General features: G+C 51.1%; 17 protein-coding genes. All 17 read right to left on the bottom strand.

Annotated features, from left to right (window positions below):
* Nucleotides 1-45: 45 nt before the first annotated feature.
* Nucleotides 46-1,386, bottom strand: coding sequence for a WcaI family glycosyltransferase (locus ACS5NO_RS02470; RefSeq protein WP_439413672.1), 1,341 nt, complete (start codon nucleotides 1,384-1,386; stop codon nucleotides 46-48).
* Between the two features lie 33 nt (nucleotides 1,387-1,419).
* On the bottom strand, nucleotides 1,420-2,241 hold the full coding sequence (locus ACS5NO_RS02465; RefSeq protein WP_439413671.1) for a glycosyltransferase family 2 protein: 822 nt from the start codon (nucleotides 2,239-2,241) through the stop codon (nucleotides 1,420-1,422).
* A gap of 28 nt (nucleotides 2,242-2,269) precedes the next feature.
* Entirely contained in the window at nucleotides 2,270-2,842 is a 573-nt protein-coding gene (locus ACS5NO_RS02460; RefSeq protein WP_439413670.1) for a DapH/DapD/GlmU-related protein, read from the bottom strand.
* Nucleotides 2,808-3,962, bottom strand: a complete 1,155-nt coding sequence (locus ACS5NO_RS02455) for a glycosyltransferase family 4 protein (protein WP_439413669.1) — start codon at nucleotides 3,960-3,962, stop codon at nucleotides 2,808-2,810. Before ACS5NO_RS02455 ends, ACS5NO_RS02460 begins: the two co-directional genes overlap by 35 nt.
* Before the next feature lie 7 nt (nucleotides 3,963-3,969).
* Entirely contained in the window at nucleotides 3,970-5,130 is a 1,161-nt protein-coding gene (locus ACS5NO_RS02450; protein ID WP_439413668.1) for a glycosyltransferase, read from the bottom strand.
* A gap of 14 nt (nucleotides 5,131-5,144) precedes the next feature.
* Nucleotides 5,145-6,341, bottom strand: a complete 1,197-nt coding sequence (locus tag ACS5NO_RS02445; RefSeq protein ID WP_439413667.1) for a glycosyltransferase family 4 protein — start codon at nucleotides 6,339-6,341, stop codon at nucleotides 5,145-5,147.
* Nucleotide 6,342: 1 nt separating this feature from the next.
* A complete protein-coding gene (locus tag ACS5NO_RS02440) occupies nucleotides 6,343-7,392 on the bottom strand; it encodes a CgeB family protein (protein ID WP_439413666.1) in 1,050 nt (349 codons plus the stop codon).
* A gap of 6 nt (nucleotides 7,393-7,398) precedes the next feature.
* A complete protein-coding gene (locus tag ACS5NO_RS02435; RefSeq protein ID WP_439413665.1) occupies nucleotides 7,399-9,045 on the bottom strand; it encodes a hypothetical protein in 1,647 nt (548 codons plus the stop codon).
* Nucleotides 9,042-10,028: a glycosyltransferase family 4 protein gene (locus ACS5NO_RS02430; protein ID WP_439413664.1), complete on the bottom strand. Its 987-nt coding sequence runs from the start codon at nucleotides 10,026-10,028 to the stop codon at nucleotides 9,042-9,044. Before ACS5NO_RS02430 ends, ACS5NO_RS02435 begins: the two co-directional genes overlap by 4 nt.
* 184 nt (nucleotides 10,029-10,212) lie before the next feature.
* Nucleotides 10,213-11,757, bottom strand: a complete 1,545-nt coding sequence (locus tag ACS5NO_RS02425; protein WP_439413977.1) for a lipopolysaccharide biosynthesis protein — start codon at nucleotides 11,755-11,757, stop codon at nucleotides 10,213-10,215.
* Nucleotides 11,758-11,812: 55 nt separating this feature from the next.
* Complete coding sequence (locus ACS5NO_RS02420; RefSeq protein ID WP_439413663.1) at nucleotides 11,813-12,718, bottom strand: hypothetical protein; 906 nt, start codon at nucleotides 12,716-12,718, stop codon at nucleotides 11,813-11,815.
* A gap of 180 nt (nucleotides 12,719-12,898) precedes the next feature.
* Nucleotides 12,899-13,381, bottom strand: coding sequence for a UpxY family transcription antiterminator (locus ACS5NO_RS02415; RefSeq protein WP_114406885.1), 483 nt, complete (start codon nucleotides 13,379-13,381; stop codon nucleotides 12,899-12,901).
* Nucleotides 13,382-13,403: 22 nt separating this feature from the next.
* Complete coding sequence (locus tag ACS5NO_RS02410; RefSeq protein WP_114406884.1) at nucleotides 13,404-14,072, bottom strand: sugar transferase; 669 nt, start codon at nucleotides 14,070-14,072, stop codon at nucleotides 13,404-13,406.
* 125 nt (nucleotides 14,073-14,197) lie between these two features.
* Complete coding sequence (locus tag ACS5NO_RS02405; RefSeq protein ID WP_114406883.1) at nucleotides 14,198-16,540, bottom strand: GumC family protein; 2,343 nt, start codon at nucleotides 16,538-16,540, stop codon at nucleotides 14,198-14,200.
* Between the two features lie 4 nt (nucleotides 16,541-16,544).
* On the bottom strand, nucleotides 16,545-17,333 hold the full coding sequence (locus ACS5NO_RS02400; protein ID WP_114406882.1) for a polysaccharide biosynthesis/export family protein: 789 nt from the start codon (nucleotides 17,331-17,333) through the stop codon (nucleotides 16,545-16,547).
* A gap of 871 nt (nucleotides 17,334-18,204) precedes the next feature.
* Nucleotides 18,205-21,465, bottom strand: coding sequence for a putative Ig domain-containing protein (locus tag ACS5NO_RS02395; protein ID WP_439413662.1), 3,261 nt, complete (start codon nucleotides 21,463-21,465; stop codon nucleotides 18,205-18,207).
* Nucleotides 21,466-21,740: 275 nt separating this feature from the next.
* Nucleotides 21,741-22,409, bottom strand: coding sequence for a 4'-phosphopantetheinyl transferase family protein (locus tag ACS5NO_RS02390; RefSeq protein ID WP_439413661.1), 669 nt, complete (start codon nucleotides 22,407-22,409; stop codon nucleotides 21,741-21,743).
* Between the last annotated feature and the right edge of the window lie 39 nt (nucleotides 22,410-22,448).

Here is a 22,448-nt window from a genome sequence, read left to right as displayed (position 1 = left end):
CTCAGGCTGTTATTTGTCAATTACTTACCAGATTTCCGCGTATTGCTACCGGGCAATTCCCTCCTTTTCTATATCCGTTTCCTCGCTCGCAAAACGCTCCTTAAAAACGTCTTCCGCAGGTGTCATTTCCGGGAAAACCGGTGATACCTTGCAGGATGGATCGCCAATTCTGAGCAACTCCCGCATAAAATCACGCAATGTCTTTTCCTTGTTCAGGTACTTTTCCGCGTAGGTTCTTGCATTGCGCCGAAAAGCCGTTAAATCCGAAAGCAGTGCCTTATCGATGGCGTCTTTCAGGGCTTCAGCCGATTCCGGTTCAATCAAAACGCCCATGCGGTGGTGCTGTACGACATCATGCAACGTCGTTCCCGGAACGGCAGAAACCAGGGCGAAACCGCCGGCGGCCAGAATTCCGGTTAATTTTGACGGCAGAACCAAGTCTGAAGCCGATTTTTTCTGCAATACGAGGTGAATATCGGCCGTCGCCAAAAGGGCTGACAACTTTTCATACGGCTGCAAGGGGTAAAATTTCACGTTCGTTAAAGCATACTCCCGCACGAGCGTTTCCAGTTTGCCCTGTCCCCCACCGGTTCCGAAAAACAAAAATTTCACATCGGGTTGGCTCACGAAGGCGCGGGCAGCCTGGATGATAATCTCCAGTCCCTGCTTTTCGCCGAGATTTCCAGAATAGAGCACGACTTTGTCCGAAGGCAGCAAGCCCAATTCGGCCCGCAGCGATTGCGTTTGCGGCAAGGGTTTGATGTACGCTCCATCGACCCAGTTCGGAAACAAAACGCACTCGGATTGAATCCCTTTTTTCAGGGCTACTTTCCGCACCATTCCTTCGCTGATGGTCGACACAACCCGGCTCTGCTTCAGAATACGGGATTCGACCCGGAACATGGTTTGTAGAAAATGGCGGTTTTTGATCATGTCCAATTCTTTGGCCATATCGATCTGCAAGTCCTGAATATGGCACCAGAGCGGTACGCGCCGGATCTGGCTGTAAATCGTTGGCACCAGGCCCAGATGAAACGGGGGGGCCACGCAGATCACCACATCGTAGCGCTTCGTAAAGAAAATTCGCAACCAGAAAAACAGGCTGCTGAGGACGAATGAAAACTCGTGCAGAATGCGTTTCAAGGCCGTTACCTGACGCGGAACGTACAAGGGGCAACGGTGGACGCGTACGCCCGCAATCCGCTCGGTATGCCATCCCTTGCGCTTGTGCGACGCCTGAACGGCCCATTCGGGATAGTAGGGCATGGCGGTAATGACGTCGACCTCCTGATTCTGCTGAGCCAGCCAGGCGCCCATTTCGCCCGTATATTTCCCAATTCCGATGAGTTCGGGAGAATAATTGATGCCGTAAATGAGTATTCTCATGAAAGAAGCGTGTAAGCCGACAAAACCGGATCGTTACGACTGCGCCGTTTGCAGTTCTTTGGTCTTTAAAATGATAAAGTATTCGTAGATCGCCTGCAACACGGCGTAGGTGACGCCCGCGTGACCATCCAGAAATCCGCGACGCCAGATCGCCAGATAAAACCATTTGATGAGCGGGCGACCGGGCAGTTTGTAAAAGATGCCTTTCTGGTGATACCGGCGTTCGCTGAAATCCTTGCTAAAAGCCGCCTTATGAAGCGAAAACGACGTACCGGCGTTCATATCCACCATTCGCATGGCGGCTTCCATATCCGCATACCCCAAATGCCGCTGCCACCAGAACCGGAAGCCTTTGCTGAACGGAAAATGATCCAGAAATCCCCCGATCCGGGCGACTTTTCCGTCCGGAATCGAAACCGGATTCACCAGCCGCTTGTACTGCATTTTGTCGGGCCGAAACAGCCGCAGGTAGAAGGGCGACATTTGCGCGTGTTTCAGCCACCGGCCATTCCAGGCAAAGTCGCGCCGTTGAATTTCGTAGGCCACCACCTCATCGGCGCCGGGTACGAACGTTGCCAGCACCTCTTTCAGTTGTTCGGAAACCCGCTCATCCGCATCGATGTACAACACCCACCGGTGTTTGAAAGGAATGTTGGCCAATCCCCAGTTCTGGTGGGCCGACCAGTTATCGAATTTACGCTGGGTAATGGTAGCACCGGCGGCCTGGGCAATTTCCACCGTTTTGTCCTCACTGAAGGAGTCAAAAACGTGGATGTCGTCGCACCAGGATACGGATTTTAAACAGGACGGCAAATCCTGTTCTTCATTTTTGGTAAGTATGAGTACTGAAATCATTTTGTTTGCAGAATACGGCCCTGAGCCATCAACTTACGACCTTACTAACGCCTTTAACCTCTCTTTTCCGAACGATTCGGGCGGGATTTCCAGCCACAATATCGAATGGACGTACGTCTTTCGTTACCACGCTGCAAGCCCCGACAATGGCCTGGGCACCCACCGTAACACCCGGCATGACAAACGCCCGGGCACCGATAAAAGCGTGGGCACCGATGACAATAGGGGCGGTTATTAAATTTCGGGCCGGCTCGTCGAATGCGTGCGTTCCAGTGCAGAGATAGGCTTCCTGCGCCACCGTGGCGTGTTCGTGAATTTCGATCCGGTCCAGGGAATACGCATTGGCGCCATCGCCTAAACAGGCGCGATCATGAAGCACCAGGTTCCACGGAATCTGAATGCGGGCGTTTTGGTGAACAAACGGTTTTCCGGTTAGCTGCGCCCCAAAAACACGCAGCCAGAACAGGCGCCATGGGTTGGCGGGTTTGGGCGTCCAGGAACAGAATACCGTCCAGACCAGTTGCCAGCTTATCATTTTTATGCGCTGCGCTACCGTCCAGGGGCTGTCATACGCTGACGCTTGCTGATGGGTTTTTATCATTTTGGGGAACTGGATAAATCTTCCTGAAATCGTCGACAAACCGCCTGGCTATCACGGGAATGGCATATTCGGTATTGACCTTGATGGCTTGTTTCGAGAGCCACTTTAAACGGGTTTCGTCATTCATTAGCGCGGCAAGTGCCTGCGCAAGCGCCCCGACCTGATCGTCGGCGGTGTGGTCATAATAGACACCGTTCTCCCCGTTTTGAATGAAATCCTGAAAACAGCCGAGACCCGACACCACCGGCACGGCGCCATACGCCATGGCCTCGCGCGGAGCCACCGGAGCCGCATCACCACTGCCGTCCTGGGCGGGATAACAGAAAATACCGGCTTCGGCGTAGTACTTGATCAGCACATCATCGTTGAAAACCGGCCCGATCCATTCCACATTCATCCCGGTTGAAAGCTGTTGAAGTTCCTGGTAATAGGCCGCCCCACCGCCCCCCTCTTCAAAAGACGAAGGCCCGATAATTTTCAGTTTCCAACCCGATACCTGCTCTTTGGCGAGCAACCGAAAGGCATTTAACAAGACGTGAACGCCTTTTTCGGGGTGCAGCCTACCCACAAAGAGCAGCGTTTTTTCGCGCCGGATCGGGAGCGTCTTGATTTCAAACGGAACCGGATTGGGAACGTAGGAAATCAGGTGATGGAATTCCGGCGCAACCTCCTTGATGATGGCCTCACAGATGGCGGGTGAACAGCCCCTTAAAACGCCTACATGGCGGTAAAATTTCATCTGGCCTTTCGGCACCCGCTGCACATCGACGTAGACTTTTTTTCCGCGTTCACCGCGCAATAAAAAGGGCGACCAGAATGTATTGGTAACGATAATATCGACCTTGTCAGGCAGGGCTTTAATGGCCCGAATCGAGTAGATTAAATCCAGAAATTTGAGTTTAAGAAGGGATGATGGCGTTTCGTAGCCCGGAATCCGTACGTAGCTTACGCCGTTCACGTTTTCTTTGGCGGGAAAATCGGCATGAGACCGGCTGATGTGGACCACTTCGTGCCCCATCGCAGCAAATTCCTGCCCCATCCGATACCATATCTTTTCGACCGCTCCGCCCCGAACCGGCGGTACCGGCAAAAATGCCCCTTGTATAATGGCAATACGCATAGTAAAATTAGTTACGGTTTAATGCACGCAGCATCCGATGGGAAGCCTGTGACATGGTGAAATGCGTCTCGAAAGCGGTTTTGGCCCGCAACGCCATCTGCTGTTTTTGGTCACCCGGCAGGGCCGTCCAGCGTTGGAGCAGCGTATAGGTGCCGTTTTCCGTGTCATTTTCGATCATCCCGGCTTTTTCGAGTTCGATTTCCTTCCATATGTTAATTTGATCTGAAATAAGAACCGGTTTGGAACAGGCGAGTGCTTCGACAACGGCGATGCCAAAATTTTCCTGATGGCTGGGCAGAACAAACGCTTCGCAGGTGTAAAAACCGCCCCATTTCGCGTTGCCTTCGAGCATACCGGGGAACAGAATGTCGGTATCTCCACCGGCTCGTTGCTGCATTTCCTGTCCATAAGTGGTTTCCAGACCCGGACCGGCAATCACCAGTTGCGGCAATTGAATGCCCTCAGCCTTCAGTCTCCGGTACGCATCGATCAGCAAATCGACCCCTTTTTTAACGTGAATCCGGCTGATAAACAGAATAAATTCCCGGCTGAGTCCCACGCATTTTTCCTGAAAAGCCAGTGCCATGGCCGGTGTAAAAGCGGGAGGAGATTCGACGCCCAGACTCACGACGTTTTCTGTCTTGGGTGAGTAGGGCCGAAACGGGATTTCTGCCAGCGTCTTCTCCATTTCACAGGTAAACAGCAACCCGTCGGCTTGATTGACCAGTTTATTTTCGATGAATTGCCAGAAAATCCAGTTCCGAATGGCCTTTAGTTTACGTCCGGCGGCCCGTTGAAACCAGGGGTCCAGCATCCCGTGGGGCATGACGTAGAGTTTGGGCTTTTTCGTTTTTAATTGTGCCAGGGCTTTGTGGGTCGCATAAGTATGGTATTGCCAAAGACCGTGAACAATCACCCAATCATACTGCGTAATGTGCTCCTTCATCCAGGGCAAAAAATCAGCACTATACTGCCAGGCGCTTTTGGCGGGTCCCGTTGCGAAAACCGGGAACGTTACATGCTGCAAATAAACCGCTTGAGGATCGTCCAGCGTCACTACGGTATTTTGAACCGAAAGCTGCGATAACCCTTTGATCATCGTCTGCAAGGCCTGGCTTACTCCGCCTGCTTTTGGATCGATTCCCGAAACGACATGAAGAATGTGCATACGTACGACTGGAATTATACGAGTGAATGAGTTTGCCCGGCAAAATGATACGTACCAAGGATTGTTTTGTAGGCATCCTCAATCTGATCGGTCGCGTTTTCGATCGTAAATTTTTTAACATTCATCAATCCTTCGTTAATCCATTCCCGGCGTTTTTCAGCCGATTCATTCAGGATCTGCTGAATACGAACGGCGCCCTCGTCCGCCCAAAGCTGGCTATCGAGCTCATCGAGGGGCCGACGCCGGAGTAAGGTGGCCGCTGTGCCGGCCACTTCCGTCATGGGGGCCTCGCTGGTGGTCAGCACCCGGCATCCGCACGCCATGGCTTCGGCGATCGGCCAGCCAAAGCCTTCGGCCAGAGACGGAAACAAGAACACCTGAGCGCCCCGGTACGCGTGAACCACGTGCTGATCGTCAACGCCCGTCAGAAAATGAATATCTTTTTGAAACGCCGACGTCTGCGCCAGTTCCGACAGCTCCGCGGTGGGCTCTTCACCGATCATTAGCAGCGGAATAGACTGTGAATAGGCTTTTCGCCAGGCATCATACATCTCCAGCACGCCTTTGCGGTTTTTGTACCACTGATTACCGCCGACGTGTACGAGGTAACCGGACGATAGATCGATGCCAAACCGGGCGCTCAATACCGAGCGGGATTCCGCTGCCTGACCCGGCGTATAATTGGGATTAACGCCGTTGTAGATCACCTCTGAAAAGGACGGAGATGCTTTTAAAAACGAATGAAGATCGCCCTGCGTTTTATTGGAAACCGAAATAAAATTTCTGCCCTTTCGGTATCCTTTCCGGATATACGCCTGATACAATTTCCCGGTCCAGCCCGTCTGATTTTCCGGAATTTCGCCCAGAGCCGATCGCTGCGCCAGAAAGTCGTGGCAGTGAATGACATGCGGCCGATCCGCGACCAACGGCACCCAGGGTCCGAGGGCTTGATCGGCAAAGACAAACAAGGTCTGCTTCGGCAGTCCATTGATGCGTTGCCGAACCTGAATCGGGAATAAAATATACTGATCGATGTAGCCCAGCCATTTTTTTAAAGCCTCCGGAACGGGCAGCGTATAAAAGAACGGTTTCGGTTGCCACGACTCCACCTCATGCCCGCGTGCCTGCATGCCACTGGCCAGCCAGCGGGCATAGCGCGGCATGCTTTGCGAACCGGGAAAGGACGGGTGACAAAAAATAACGATCCGCATGTTAGATGGCCTGATTGCGTTTTAGCTCTTCAATGATTCGGGTGCAGATGTCTTCGTTGCCCACCTTATTTTCCCGGACTCTCCGCATACCGGCCCGGCGTATCGATTCTCTTTTGGGTTCATTCCCCAGCAGGTCCCGGCAGATCAGCATGCATTCGTCCACATCGTTCCAGAAAACCGCTTCTTCATTTTCCCGGTACATTTCCGTGTGTTCGGAAGTGCGTTCAGCGCAGAACAAACCGCCGATAAACGGGATTTCGAGCGAGCGCTGGGTGTGTAAATCCCGGTTTCCTTTCGAGAGCATCCCGATACAGAGTTTTGCCCCCTGAATGGCGGCCACGTAATCCCGGCCTCCCAGAGCTCCGCCCCGGTAATGGGCTTTCAATGCGTTCCAGTGCGGTGATTTCTGCCAGCGGTCGCCCCAGATCGCCACCGGCAAACCGTTCTGGATCAATTTCAGTAAGAAATCGTCTCTTTTTTCATACCGCATCCAGGTGCCGATGAAGGCGATTTCCGACCGGAATTGCGTCGGAATTTCTGCCAGCGTCTCATACGGTTTATGGGCTTCTTCGTCGTAACTCCGGTAGACCAGCAAGACGTTGGACGCGCCGAGTTCACGGCACTCTTTTTCAGATTCGGTGCGCACCACGACGACTAAATCATAAAAGGGCAGCGCTTTCAGGAGGGATTTAAACCGGCCGCCGTCCCGTTTTCCCGTGGGGTCATCGACGTTGTAAAGAACCACCGGAGCACCAGCGGTTTTTAAGGTTTCCAGCGCCGATTTACCGATTAATTCTCCACTATCTACCCAGATTAAATCAACGTTTTTTTGTTTTTCGAGTACCGTCGAAAGCCATTTCCGGATCCGGTTTTGCAGAAATTGATAGCCGGTACGAAAATGAACTTTAGAACCTAAAAACCCCTGCAATTGCTCTTTACACGCATCCTGCGGGTTATAAATCGTTACCAGATGTCCCAATCGTTTCAGCGCCCGAAACCGGTGAAAGGAGGTAGAGGACGGGTTGTCGTCACCAATGTATACAATCGTCATACGACCTTAAAAAAGACGGAGCTTGCGAAGAACCAACAGGATAAACCAGTAGAGAAGGGCATCCTGAATCCAGCCCCGCATTAAAAAAGAATAAATGTTAACGACGCTTTCCGAAAAATTAGAAACCGAAAATAAGGTAAAGAAGAAGTTCATTTGAATGAGCCCGGCCAGACTTAAACAGGTCGTCATCGCGGCCCCCTGCTGGTAATACATGACAAATAAATCAACCAGTAAAAACAGAGGAATGATGCCAACGCCCATCAACAAAAGATACCACCACCCAAAAGTTGCCATGCCGGTTCCGGCAAAATGGCCCGTTCGAAAACCGCCTAATCCTCCTTTTCCGCCCGATCGATCGTACAAATAATCGCCATAGGAGGACGCATTGACCGTGAGTTTATCCACTTTGATGTGGAAAAAATTTAGAACCGGCAACGGCAAAATAGCCCAGAATTTATCGATGGAATAACTGAGCATATCGTCGTTCGGCTTGCCCATTTTATACGCCAGTTCCAGGCTGGCATCGTTGTATTTCAGGTTGCAGAATCTCGACAGGAAGATGTTATCAAAATACGTCTCATCCCAATCCCGAACTTCAATCACCGTATTCATGGCTCTGAACTGCTTGATGGCTTTTTTATTCTGCATTACCTCGAGCGTTTTCAGAACCAGTTCCGTACTGGTCAGATTGCTTCTCTGCGCCCTGACAATCACCATGGACGTGCCCAAATCCGCGAGCGGACCGGTTATAATCCAGAGTCCTAAACCGGCCAAAAGAGCATTTTTAAAATTGAAGATGTTGTGGTCGAATTTGCCTAACAAAAGCCCAATCAGATACGCAATTCCCACCGCACTGATGCCGGTCATGAAAAGTCCGCGGCTGTTTCCGCCCATACCGACAAACAACAGCATGGCAGCAAAAATCAGGACTTTAAGCGTCGGCGGTTTAACGAAAGGCGGTCTTTTTAGCGAAAACAGGGGCCTTAACAAAAGGAATAAGGGCGTATACGCATACGGTACCAATCCCTGGAAAAATTTCGCCACCGTTCCTCTTTCTTCGGCGGTTCCATCAAAATGGCTCCCACTGAGGTACGTGACGGCCATACCGGCTAATCCCACGAAGCCAATGATCCAGATTTGCAGATCGGAGGGTGTTGCAAAAAAATAATTCCGCTTTAAAACCAGACTCAGTTTATAATACAGTCTGCCAGCAAGCCCTTCGCGCCATTTTTTATAAAGGTGATGGGACGTAATAAAGACCACCAGCGCCAGTAAAGAATGAATAAAAACGCTGTACGGAAATTTAAGATTATAGGTGATCGGTTTTCCTTCAAGCAGTGTAAAGATCAGCGGCAAAACATACTGGGTGAGTGAAAAACCCAGGATGATGACGGTTGAAAACGTGTATTTTGATAAGTTAAAAGCGGTGAGGATAAATTTATCGGCTAATCCCCACGCGAAGAGGACAAAAACCACCGCAAACAGATTGGCAGGGCTAAAGAAAAACAGACTTTGCAGCAGCGCGGCCACAAAAACCGCCATCCAGATCCACCGTTTGAACAGCCCTAAAAAAATAAAGCGCGGCTGAACCGGCAGGACAGGTGTCTGCGGTACGGATGTGAGAGGCTGTTTCTGACTGGCTACCATGCTCATTTTTCTTCGACCAGGGCTAGTAGTGTTTCCCGAAAACCTTCGCCGTAACGATCCCACCCGCCCATGCTTTTCACGCACTCGATGGCTGCCACCGACATGCGATTCCGCAAGGCCGGGTCATCAGCCAACTGTACTAATTTTTCGGTCATAATCGCCGGATTCCGAATGGGTACGATAAAGCCTTCCTGACCGTCTTTAAATAAATCTTCCGATCCCGAATTCACACTGGCAATTACCGGACAACCACACGCCAACGCTTCTCCCTGCACCATGGCCAATCCTTCTTCTAAACTCGGGATGATAAATACGCTGGCGGTGCTGTACATGCGGGGGAGTTGAACGTTCGGGATAAGGCCTAAAAAAAACACCTTGTCCAGGTTTTGTCCGATCAGCAATTGTTTTATTTCCGCTTCAACCGTTCCGATGACGACAAATTCCTTGTTGGGATGCCGGAGATTCTGGAAGGCATGCAAGGCATACATGAACCCTTTCCGAAGGCACACATTGCCCACCCAGAGTACTTTAAATTTGTCCGTGTCGGGTTCGGCCACTTTATAAAACCGCTCCAGCCGGGCACCGTACGGTATTTTAGAAAGCTTGCTTTCGGGAACGCCCTGATCGATAAATGTTTTCTTTACGAACTCAGAAGGAATCGTAATCCGGTCGGCCTGTTCATATTCAATTTCTTCCTTTTCGATCACCCGCGGGTCGACTCCCCGAAACGTAAATCCCCAGCGGGCGTATTCTTCGCGCAGGATTTGATCCTGAAACCGGATGTGGGATGAGCCCCGGTCGCAGATGAAATAACCGTTGTTGTCTTTCGCTTTTTTACCGGCGTGCAACCCGTTCCCCGACAAAGCAATCAGGATGGTCGGATGGTCGATTTTCCCGGCTACATATTTATCAATCACCTGTTTATCGATCCATTCCCATTCTTCCGATAACCACTCCCAGTACTGAATTCCAATCAACCCTCTTTTCATGTAGGGCGTATGAATCCACGGAAACGTTTTTACTTTATCCTTGGGAATACCCTGCTCATCTTTTAATTTAAATTTAGGAAAGCCCGTGTATATCCTTTCCAGCAGTCCTAATCTTTCTAATTGTCTTGCGAGGTGGAAATGATGAAACCTTCCGATCGCCAACTGGGTAACCTTCATGATTGAATTAGGCTGTTTTGCTGTAACAGTACTTGCCAATAACGGGCAGACGACTTAATAATAACAAGGTTTTCTCCACCCCAATCCTCGAAAACAGCTCCCAATATTTCTTTATATTCCAGCATAACGCCACAAAAGATACGGCCAGATACAACAGATAATAGTCCGGGAATGCACTCATCATGATCATGCCAAAAGCCGCTATCAGGACGGATCGGATCGCGATACCGTACGATTGGTTCGGCCAGCGCATGTGATGCAACTGAAGCCACTTTCTGGCGTAATACCGGAACCCAATAGCGGCTGCAATTTCGGCGGTTAATAGCGAGATGCCGGCGCCGACGATGCTGATTTGGGGAACGAGGAAAAAGATACCGGCGATAACGATCAGTGACGATACCAGCGAAATACCCATTTGTAATTTGAGCAAATTATTCCCGGTGACGATTGCGGTGGCCGGTTGGGCGATCCCATACACCAGCACACTCAACGACAGCGTAGCGAACAGATAAGGATCGTAGATGATCTGGCCTTTCGTCCACATCGTAAACAGGAAAGGCGCAATGGCATGGATCACCAGCACGGAAGGAGCCAGAACAGCCACCACCACCAGCCAGATGCTGTCGAAAGCGACCTGCATACGTTCCTGATCCTTCGTGTGCAGAAACCGCATCAGCTCCGGCATCAACGGGTTGGTAATGGTAGAAAGCCCCTGCAAGGCTACATTGGCACCGGTTCGCATCGTTACAAAAGCCGCCAGACTGGCTGCGCCCACCAGCGGAGACAGCAACAGCCGAACGCCCTGTTGTTTGAAATTTTCCAGAAAATACCGGCCCGACAACGTAATGGAGGTAACGTACTTTTCGAAGCCCATCCGCACGGAAGCCGTCGTGATTTGAATGCTTTCCCGCTTTAACAGCGTGTTGGTATCCAGAAATTGAATGAACATGATCGCCATTGACCCGACGGATGCCGCGATGTTAACCCCCAGTAAATCGGCACCATTTATGATAAAGACCACCGTAATAAGTGAAGTAAGAATGGACGAAATCACGTTCCACCATTCCATCCGGGGGTAGTAGCCGAAGGGGTTTAATGCTCTAAAAAACAGACCGATAATGTTGGAGGCTATCCACGTAACCCATTGCAGCATGAGCGACCAGCCAACCTGATTTCTAAAGTCCGGATTGTTGACGCTTTTTTCGTTGAATAAAAACTCGATGTTGCTGTAAAAAGCGATGTAATATAAAATGGAGAGTTCCAGAACGCTCAGGATCAGAATGACACTGACCCCGGACCAAAGCAGGGAGGCAATTTGGGGTCGGTTGGTGGTGCCAAATTTCAAAAATTCAAATTGTAAATAATCGCTGTAGCCTCTCCCCAAGGTATTTAAAACGTTGATCAGTGCCTGAATGGCAATGTATACCCCGTAGGTTTGAATGTCCCAATAGCTCAGAAAGATGGGAACAAGAGCCACCTGAGTGAGCATGGTAACCCCAATCCTTGCCCAGGAAGCCGCTGTACCTGAAATCAATCGTTTAGTGGTTGACATAAATGGGATTGCTCATCATGGATTAAACTCAAAAACTTCTTCTATCACGCCTTCTTTACAGCTTTAATTCCGACTGAATGATGGGCAATAAATCTTTCGCTAATGCTTTTTGTCCCTTGCTGTTCAAATGAATTTCATCATTGAACATGTCGAACGCCATGCGGTTGATGCGCATCGGGATCTGATTTCTTTTGCAAAATTCTTCGATCACCAAGCCGCCCCGGTCGACCGTATTTTTCGTCAGTTCCGACTGGGAGCGGTGCAAATACAGAAAGAACGGTATATTTAACTGCCTGGAAATACTGTCTAAATCGGCAAACCCTTTGACCAGATTTTCGGGTTCTTCAGCGTTTTTTTCCTCCTTCGTAGCGGGCTCTTCGGATCTGAAGTAGCGATCTTCTACGGTTGCCCACGCTTTTACGACCAATTTGGGCCAGGCAAATGCGTCATTCTTATCCGGATGCGTTGACGTTACGCCTACAATGGGCTGAAAAGTCATCGGGTCGAATGCGTCACCACTATTGGCCACCATCAGAATCATATCGGCACCGAACACCCCGAATTTCTTTAAATAAGCCACCACATTATCGGGCGACCAGGTCTTGTCACTGATGTTTAATACGCGTACTTTTTTACCGTATTGACGAAGCAATTCTTTCTCTACAAGGGTGCTGGCCAGGCTATCCTGATCGATGGAATTACCGCCGTTGATGATCGAATCGCCCACCAATAAAACCACGAGTGTATCGGTTTTGGCAACAGGTGCACTGCGCATGGAGAATTCATTGGTGGTAAATCGATTCCGGTAAATCCTGACATCCTGATTGGGTTTTAGCAGGTATTCATACTCGCTACTGGCGTCGTAGAGGGGATAGCTGGTTAATCCGTAATAGCGACCGCCCAGCTCCACCAGCAGCAGAAAGAGACAAAAAATAAAGGTCGCCAGAGCGATTTTTTTCATGAATTGACAGACTAATTTGAGCGTCGTTTCTCGCCCGTTATCCGGTTTTTTTCGCGTAAACGTTCCGGAATTAAGAATTATCGGCTGGTTTTGATACGGCTTCGCCCTTTCAGTCCCAGGTTGGACCTAACTTGCAGTACTTTCGGGTAGTCAGAAATTGCAGGTGCGCAAACGTGGCCTTCAAGCCGCAACCAGCGTCTTCGATAAATCAACTTTTATAACCATTTGCAGCGTATCGATAAACACTTGCAGTGTTTTCCCCTGCTGGTTCATTACGTTGCCTTCCAGATCCTGAAAACAGCCGGATTTTATTTTGATGCGGTCGGATGATGAAAAGGCCTCAACCTGAATGTGGTTGTTATCGGTTTCTTGCAGCATTCGCCGGATGATCTCGATCTCGGAGTCCCGAACCACGGCCGGTTTGTTCATCCAGAACAGGTAGCGAACAATACCGGGCACCCCAAATACCCGGTCGCGTTGCTGTTCTTCCAGATTCACAAAGCAGTAGGACCGGAAAAGTGGTTCTTCAACGGTTTTCATTCGGTCCGACCACTTTCGTTTTGTTTTAACCAGTGGACAATACACTTCGATCCCGCGCTCTTTCAACTTGTCGGCCACCGCCTTTTCGGTTCGGGACTTCGTATACAATACGTACCAGGACATAGGCTTGCAAAAGATTATCCCGTTACCAGGCGTTTTTATTTTCACCAACCATGGCCTTCACCGTCAGCCAGCAAATCCAGAGATCGAATAGAATGGATTTTTTGCGGTTGTAGAAGCGGTCATATCTGACCCGGTGGCGCATTTTCATCACATGGTCGATTTCGCCCCGGTACCCATTGATCTGGGCCAGTCCAGTGATCCCCGGTTTCACGCGGTAGCGTTTCCGGTATTCAGGCATTGTATTCCAGAATTGTGCACTGTGCTGAATGGCGTGGGGCCGGGGGCCAACAATGCTCATGTCGCCGATGAGCACATTGAGGAATTGCGGCATTTCGTCCAGATTGGTTTTTCGCAGGAACCGCCCGATCGGCGTGATCCGCTCATCGTTCCGCTTTGCCTGTTTGAAGGAAGCCGCCGGATTGTGCGTCATCGTTCTGAATTTCAAACAATTGAAAGAAGTACCACGATACCCGGTACGCTTTTGAATGAACAGGATGGGGCCGGGTGAGCCCAACTTGATCAACAGGCCTACCAATGGAATCATCCAGATCAGGATACACACGGTAACCAGAAAACTCAGGCAAATATCGAAGGCACGCTTTCCAAAATACCGGTATGTAAAATCACTGCGTCGGTTCCGTTCCTCCGCATAGACATAAAGGGTTTGGTATTGTGAGTTAAGGCTTAGCATATTGCTTTTAACTGTCTAATTCGGGTTCGTTACAGGTGAATGACGGTCAGGAAATCCGTCGAAGCTTGGTATCAGGCGATCAACAGAGCCTGTTGGTGATTTACTTGCTTAAAAAGGCCGTCGGATCAGGTTTTTCGGTGTTTTCCTTTTCCCCCCTGCTGATTGGGATCCGAACCCCCATAATATTCGCCATAGCCATAATTATAATAGTGCGAATCGCCTTCACCAATGGCATTCAGAACAATGCTCAAATTCTGGAATCGCTGTTCTTTGTAGAGAGCGTCCACCATTTTCAGGTGGTTTTTAGGCGTATGGTCGTGCCGGATCATAAACAGGGTAACGTCGGCGAACGGCGCAATCACCTGTGAGTCGGTTACGAGCCCAACGGGTGGTGAGTCCACCAGAATGTAGTCGAACCGTTGCCGCAATTCCCGAAAAAGCTGGCCCAGACGGGGCGAACTCAACAACTCCGCCGGGTTCGACAGGAGTGGCCCCGCCGTAATGATGAAGTAGTTGTTGTATCCCATGATGGGCTGGAGCAGTTCATCGATCGTCGCTTCTCCCAGCAGGTAATTGCTGATGCCGGCGAGGTTTTCCATGTGCAGGCTCTTGTGCAGTTGCGGTTTCCGCAGGTCCATCTCCAGAATAACCGTCGTCCGTTCCACCATGGCCAGACTGGCCCCCAGGTTGAGGGAAATGAACGATTTGCCCTCCCCACTGATGCAGGAAGTGAATAGCAGAACCTGGCTGCGCTGTTCTTCTCCCTTCAGAAAATGCAGATTTGTCCGTAAGGCCCGAATCTGCTCCCCAATCACGGAGCGCATTCTCGGTTTGAAAACCAGGTTGTCGCTGGACATTTTACTGCCCTTCACAATCTCGCCCAAAATGGGAACCTGCGTGAATTCTTCCACGTCGGAACGGCGCATCACCCGGTCATTGAGAGCCGATTTCAGTTCAATAAAACCAATGGGCAACACCAGGCCGATGCAACCGAAGATCAAAAAGATGGACGTTTTCACCGGAGCAATCGGCCCTTCGTCCGTGCGGGCTGCGTCCACAATCCGGCTGTCGGAAACCGTCGAAGCCGCCGACAAGGCGGTTTCTTCCCGTTTTTGAAGCAGGTAGGTATACAGCCCGTTTTTAATGACCTGCTGCCGGGTAATGTTAAGCAGCGTCCGCTCCTTCCCCGGAACGGTCCGGATCATGCCTTCCATCCGCCGGTTATTCGCCAGCAGGTGGTTGCGGCTGCTGGTCAACTGCTGCCGCATTGTCTGAATGTTTTCGTTGATGCTGCCTTTAATGGTTCTGATCTGGCTGTCGATCGACTGGAGCATGGGGCTGTTGCTGGCCATCATGCGCGACATTTCATCGCGTTTCAGTTCGAGTTCCGATACTTTCGTGAGCAAGCCGTTCAGGGTCGGGTCGTTCAGTCCGATGGTGGCGGGAGCAACACTCTTGTCACCAATCTGTTTGGCCACGTAGCGTTCAATGTCTGCCAAACCGCTCAACCGCATATTTACTTCATTCAACTGGGCATCATTTTCCTTGACAGTCATCAGGAAGGTCTGGGCCTGGATGCTCAGATCCGTAATGCCTTCGGTCGATTTGTAGGTTTCGACTTCCTGTTCCACTTTCGATAGCTCACCGGCAATCAGGCTCAGCCGTTCTTCAATGAAGTGGAGCATGTTATTGGCGTCTTTGTTTTTATCAAAAACCGCTTCCTTGCTGTAGGCATTGACCAGTTGGTTCAGGATCGCTTCCGCTTTGTCCGGCACGGTTTCCTCCATGCTAAGCTCCAGCACATTGGACTCCTTGGCTGCCGGTTCAACGCTCAGTTTATTCAGATAGCTGTTGACGGCTCTCGAGTGCGTCGCCACCGACACCAGCACGGGTGGTGTGCTGGCCGAAATAGGCTTGAGGGCAAATACGCGAAGCAACCCGTAAGGCGTTTTGATATTTTGGTTAAACGGGTAGGAGTAGCCATTTAACAGGAATGTTTTTTCATCCACGAATGTAAACGCCAACTCGCTGGAAAACAGGCTTGGATGCTCTTTTTCAACCAGCAACCGGATGGGCGACTCTCCGTAGATTTCCTTGTTGTACGTTTTGGTAGGGTGATAGTACTGAACGTCGAGTCCCAGACTTTTCACCACCCGGTCCATGAGGGTGTAGGACTTAAGAATCTCGATCTGGTCGTCGATGCTGACGTTCTTAGTAAAAAGCGAGAGTTCCTTCATCAGGTTCTCGGCGGCAACGCCCCCTTTCTTTTCGTCTTTGATCAGCAAACTGGCGTGTACCCGGAAAACCGGCGGCTGATACAGCAGGTACGCATAAGCGGCTCCAAGCATGAGCGCGATGGAAAGCATAAACCACGGCCAGAAGCGTAAATACCGCATGAGGGTGGCCCGTAGATTTGGCTGTGGTGCTATTTCATAGGCCTGATAAGGCGTGTATGAGTTATTTACCATAGTATTAACGCGTTACAACAATGGCTATGATCGAAAGCGCACTGAGGATAATGGGTACTAACTGATAATTCCGGTCTGCATTGGCAATTCGGGCCTTACCGGGTTCAACATACACGATATCGTTAGGATGCAGGTAATAGAATGGCGAACGAAACAAATCCCGCCGGGTTAAGTCAACGCGGTTAAACGTCCGTTGCCCATTTTCTTCGCGAATGACCAGAATGTTCGTACGCTGTCCGAAAATGGTAATATCACCCGCCAGCCCCAGGGCTTCGGGCAACGTAACGCGCTCATTGGGAATGGTGAAGAGGGAGGGCCGGGCCACTTCTCCCGTGACTGAAATCTGAAAGCTCTGGTTTCTGACATTCACCGTTGGTTCTTTCAGGTAATCGAGCAGTTTCTGCCGGATCTGTTTGGACGCCTGGCTGCTGGTGAGTCCCTGGACGGTCACTTTGCCGATCAAAGGCAATTCAATCTGCCCTTCTTCGCTAACCAGGTAACCGGTCACATAGGGCATGGGGGTTGTGGCGGAACTCTGCCCGGCCATGGCTGTGATGGAGGTATAGGGATTGAACAGAGCCGTGGCCTCCGGGCTAAAACTGCTCACCTGAACAGACAACACATCACCCACTTTGATGGTCGCAATATACCGTGGAGAAAGCGCAATGGTGTCTTTATCGTTCCCGCTTTTCTGATACAGCACCAATTTCTTGCTTGATATACAACTCGTCAGAAAAGCACACAGGCCCAACACCCAAATCGCCCCCCGAACACCCAGTTTACGTTGATTCATACCGTCACTTTAATAAAATAATGATACTGACTCTGCAAATAACCGGACTGCTACTGCCAGACTAACTCATCCACTTCGCTAACAAGTCATTGCCCTTGTCAAAAAGTTTTGCAAGTTAAGTAAAATTACTCAATTCAAAAAACGAAAACAATTTACACGGCCTGACGTTTCGGGGTACTGATCGGGTTGCATGATCCTTGCGGTAAACTCTCTGGATGCCATTACCGCTCCTGATGGAAGCAACTGTATTACAAAAATAATACTTATAAATTGAATAAAAATAGAATTTAATTTCGCAAATACGTTAAGTAATTCCGCAATCTCTTTTATCAGACACATGACTTACGAATTCCTTACGACTTTGATCGCAGAATCGACTACCATTCCGGAAACGGTAAAAAATCAGACATTACTCAAGTTTTTACGGGAATATAATTTCTACAAATTGTGCTAACCCTGCGTAGGTATGTAGTATTTATAACCATTTTATTTGCTTGTACAATAATAGATCATTACCTTGTATCGTATTGAGTAACCATCCTATTTAACAGACAAAGAAATCCAATGAATTTTATTCATTGAATTTCCCTTACTTTATTATATGGCGGTGATTTTTATGTGCGATAATTCAAACCGGGCGCGAGTAGCAGGTCTTCCGGCGCAAACGCATCCTCCCTGAAGCACGAAGTGGCCGGATCAAATGGAGCGTTTACAGAATAGGAGAAGGAAGGGGTTTCGGGTCGGCATACCTTCCCGGTTTACGCTTCGCTGGTAAACTGAAAATATTTTTGATGAAGAAAGGAAACGAAAAGACGGCCACGGCCTGATCTGAAAATCGGGCGGTTGCTGCCAATCCAGATACCGGATTGCCTCAGTTGGCCTTCAGCACCCGTACGGTTTTGACTTGGCTGGCCGTGCTGACCCGGAGCCACAGAAGCCCCGCCGGCTGACCGGCAATCAACACCGTCTGCCGCTCAACGGCACCGGCCCGTTCTACCCGATGCTGGGTGACCAGTCGGCCCTGCACATCCGATAATTGCCAGTGAACCGGCTGGTCTTCGGCGCCCCGAATCTCAATTTCCAGCGCATCCCCCATAATCGGATTTCCCAGCACAGTCAGGCTGAGATCCATTGTTTCTTCGGCTGATAAACGCGCATTCGCACACTGATAGGCTTTAGGCGACCCTTTCAAAAGGTATGTACTGCCCAGCACCCTGGCCCGAACCATCGCGCCGTTTTTTAAACCTGCCGGAGGTGAAAAGTTGTACGCATGAACCCCGTTTCCCTTCCCAGCCGTCTTTAAATCTGTCCGGTAAATGTTGGCCTCCGTGCGCCCTAAAATCGTAGTAACAGCCGGCGAACCGGTTTCAAGGTAGAACTCAACCGTCAAGGGTGTGTTCGGTTTGTTGCGATCCCAGACCCACCCCCGGATGCTTCCGCATTCCAGTTTATCCAGAAAACCCTCAAAATTCCCGGTTACGACGGGAGCGACGGCGGCAGGCTTAACGATCAAATCAAAACTGACCTGACTCGTTGCCCCTTGCTCATCGGTGGCCGAATATGTCAGCTTGTAGGTCCCTTCTTTGACCGGCGTACCGGTAATAATGTGATTGAACGCCGTTGCGCTCAGACTTCGGTTGCCGGTATTCGTACTCAATCCGCCCGGTAATTCGCTTAATCCATACGTCAGGGTTCCGCCTTCGGGATCGGTGAAAGCCACCAGCGTGCCCGAGAAAGGCACCCCCACCTGGGCCGTCAGCGGGGCAATCAATACGGTAGGAGAAGGCGGCTGCGGAGGTTTATTGGCCGCAGGCGTCGGGCTGGGTTTAACGCACAAAACCGTTGCCACCGCAGCGTGGCTAACCCGATCAAACCGGTCGTCCCGAATCACGTTCGGTGAATTCTCCAGCTTCAGGTTGCAAACCAACGTGTTGTAGGAACCGCTGTTGACATACAGCGCATTGTTGCAATTGATGGCCGTGTTGTTCTCGAAAATGCTCCCCAGAATCGCCGGAACCTGCTCATCCTGATAAAACGCCACGGGATGATATTCCAGGTAATTGAGGTAGCCTTCCGGATATTCCGCATCCACCACCGCCGGGATGTTCGGAACCCCCGCCCGCAGCGTGTTGCCCCGCACCTCCAGCCCCACCACCGACGTACCGAAGGTTTTTTCCTGGGCGTGCTGCACGGGATGGACACCAATAAACACGCCATTGGCCCCATTCGTGTTCGAAACGGTGTTGCCCACAATCTGGGTGTTATACATCGGCATAAACTGCTGACGACCGTCCGACTGCTGCTGAATCGGCGTCAGGTCGATCGAACCGCTGTTGAGCAAGGTGTTGTTGACTATCGCTACCTGCGTTGTCGATGTGTGGTACAGCGTGATGCCGCGGTGATTACCCGACAAGCGGTTGCCCTGAATCAGCCAGTTGCGTGCCCCCCAGTTGAAAACCGCATACCGGCTCCCCGCGCCCGGAATAACGTCCCAGGCGCGGTCCAATTGCAGTGTCGAGCCGCTCCGGCTGGTGATCCGGCGCCATTGTCCCATCCCTTTTCCGCTCACAATGGCCACCACCGGCTGCCGCCGGAAACTACCCCAGGTTTTGCTCTGGTCCTGCAGGGTCGTGGCCGTGGCTCCACTCACCGTTCCGGCATCCTCATCAATGCGGTCGCCCCCTCCCCCCTCACTAATGATCGTTTCGCCGTCTCTGCCGTTCTGGGCCGGGCCGTTGACGACCTTGAATTCGTTCTTAAGCACCGCTACATTCTGCGCAAAATTCATGATCAGAACGTGGTGAATTGTATTGGTTGGATACCGGGCCGAGCCATCGCGGATGACTACATTGTTTTCAAAAACCCCGTCGCGGGTTTTGTCCAGATTGAGCCCATCGACAGCGTAAGTAAAGGTATTTCCCCGGAGTACAAAATGGCTGCATCCGTCCAGTTGCAGCGGCCCCCGGTAGCTAAAACGGCTGTCGACGCCCTGGCTCAGGTCGGTGTTGGCAATCACCAGCTTGTCGCTGTTGGCCAGCCACAGCCAGTCGCTGCGTTTAAGATCGAACCGAACCCGCTGCAGAAAAATCTCCGTGCCCTGACCCCGGCTGCTGTTCAGCCGTTCGCTACCCGTTTCGTCGATGTTTAGCAGTGACAAATCTGCCAGACCCGCCTGCCGGGTGATTTCCGGCCAGAGAACCCCCAGATGAGAAACGCCGGTTTCGTAGCCAAACTGGATGATGGTCTGCCCCTTCCCCGCCCCCTGAATCACCACCCGGTTGCGCATCCGCAGGTATTCGAAATGTTGATAGAGCAATTTGTAGGTTCCGGCGGGCAGGTAGACAATACCACCCCCATCGGCGGCTGCCCGGTCGATGGCCTGTTGCAGGGCAGGCTGGTCATTGGCGACCCCATTGCCCACTGCTTTCAGAGGCAGGCGCGTATCGGTTTTGACGTTGTAGACGTTGCGGTAAAAGTCCAGTTTGGCCGCCCAGCCAACCCCGAGTTGGAAATAATCCTGACCGGGCGTAACGGCGGTTAATTTGGATTCCATGCGGGTTTCGCCGGCGGTGCCACCCAGACCGTTGGTGATCAAAACCGTGTAGGCGACTCCGGCCTGCAGGCTGGCGGGCAGTTTCAGACTCAGTTGGTAGGCGTCGCTCTGCTCGGCATTCACCACCGCTTCGTGAACGGTGTTGGAACCATCCGCCAGCAGGCGAACGCGGGGATTTGCCCCGGCCAGTTTCAGATTCCGGCCAAAGATGCGAACCGTGCCGTTGGCGTAAATCTCCGGTGAGTCGAAATGATGCCCCAGCGCCTGGTTAACGAATACACTGGGACTACGCTGTCCCTGATCTTCCACCCAGATTTCGTAAAGATCCAGACCGGTTTGGGCAGGAATCTGAACCGTAAGCTGGTTGGCACTCTGCACCTGGATGGGCAAAGCCGTGGGCGTTGTGGCGGTTCCTTTGTTGAAATAAGCCCGGGCCGAGGCCCCGAAAGATCCCTGCAGGCCGACGGTTTCGCCGGGTTGGGCCGAGGGGCTGGCATTGAAAAGGCGGGGTTGGGCAGTAGCGGTTTGTAAACTACAGAGGCTAATAAAAAGGAAGAATAGCAGGTAACGATGGATCATGTCTTTATTTTTTTACAGATTACGCATCGTATCCAACCGCACATTCCTGCTTCACCAATGTGTAGTCACAGAACTAACATCGCCTTTATTGGCTCGTTATTCTTCCGCTAAATCTGTGCCAATTCGACCCGGTTTACAGGAGTTTACAAAAAAGGAAGTGAACGGACGGTTTACCCCAGCGGAACGGCTGGTTGAAAAGAGGGAATGGTAATCTGGAGAAAATTTTGACCAGGATACACGTCTGGCCTTCGGTTGTAGAATAGACCGACTGGTTTTTAGCCAAACTGGTACGTTTCAAAAGCAATCAGACCGGGCTCGATGGGTTGGTTGCCCGCAACAAAACTGCAATACCCGTTCCACTGCTCCAGTTCAGCCACATACCAACGGCTTTCGCCCAGCATGGCAACGGCTGATTCAATCGAAATGGTGGCAAGCGGCAGTCCGATTCCACGGCCGTCGGCTTTGGCAATGGCTTCTTTGACAGTCCAGTGACGCCAGAATTCCAGAAGTGGCTCTTCCGATCCCGTGATCTTCTGCCATTGCGCCGGCGACATTACGGATTCAAAATCAGAGAAATCAATGGGTCGGATCAATTCGATGTCTATTCCGACGGCAATATCCCGGCTGGCCACGCAAACAATCCGGTCGGCGGAATGGGCAATATTGAAGTGAAAACCGGAGTCGATAAACGGTTTTCCGTATCGGCCGATGGTAAGCCGCTCCAGCGTTTCAGCAGGAAAACCATACTGACGCAGAAGTTTCGCCAGCAATAACCGGCCAATCAGGGAACGCTGCCGGTCCTGCCAGTTCCGGTAGGCATTCAATTTGGCGTGGAAACCGGTTGGTATGGGTTGCAGATAATGCCGGTAAAGTGCGTCCGGCCAGCAATCGCCCAGCGGAGCCGAAGCAATGGATACCCGAGGTTCTTCGTTCCAGCTATACATTGACCCTGCCCGGGATATGATTTGTGTTCAAATTTGAAT

It is taken from the genome of Larkinella fluvii (assembly GCF_051857545.1).
Classification (GTDB): domain Bacteria; phylum Bacteroidota; class Bacteroidia; order Cytophagales; family Spirosomataceae; genus Larkinella.
Note: the sequence above shows the minus strand (reverse complement) of the source record. Positions and strands in the feature narration are given on the sequence as shown.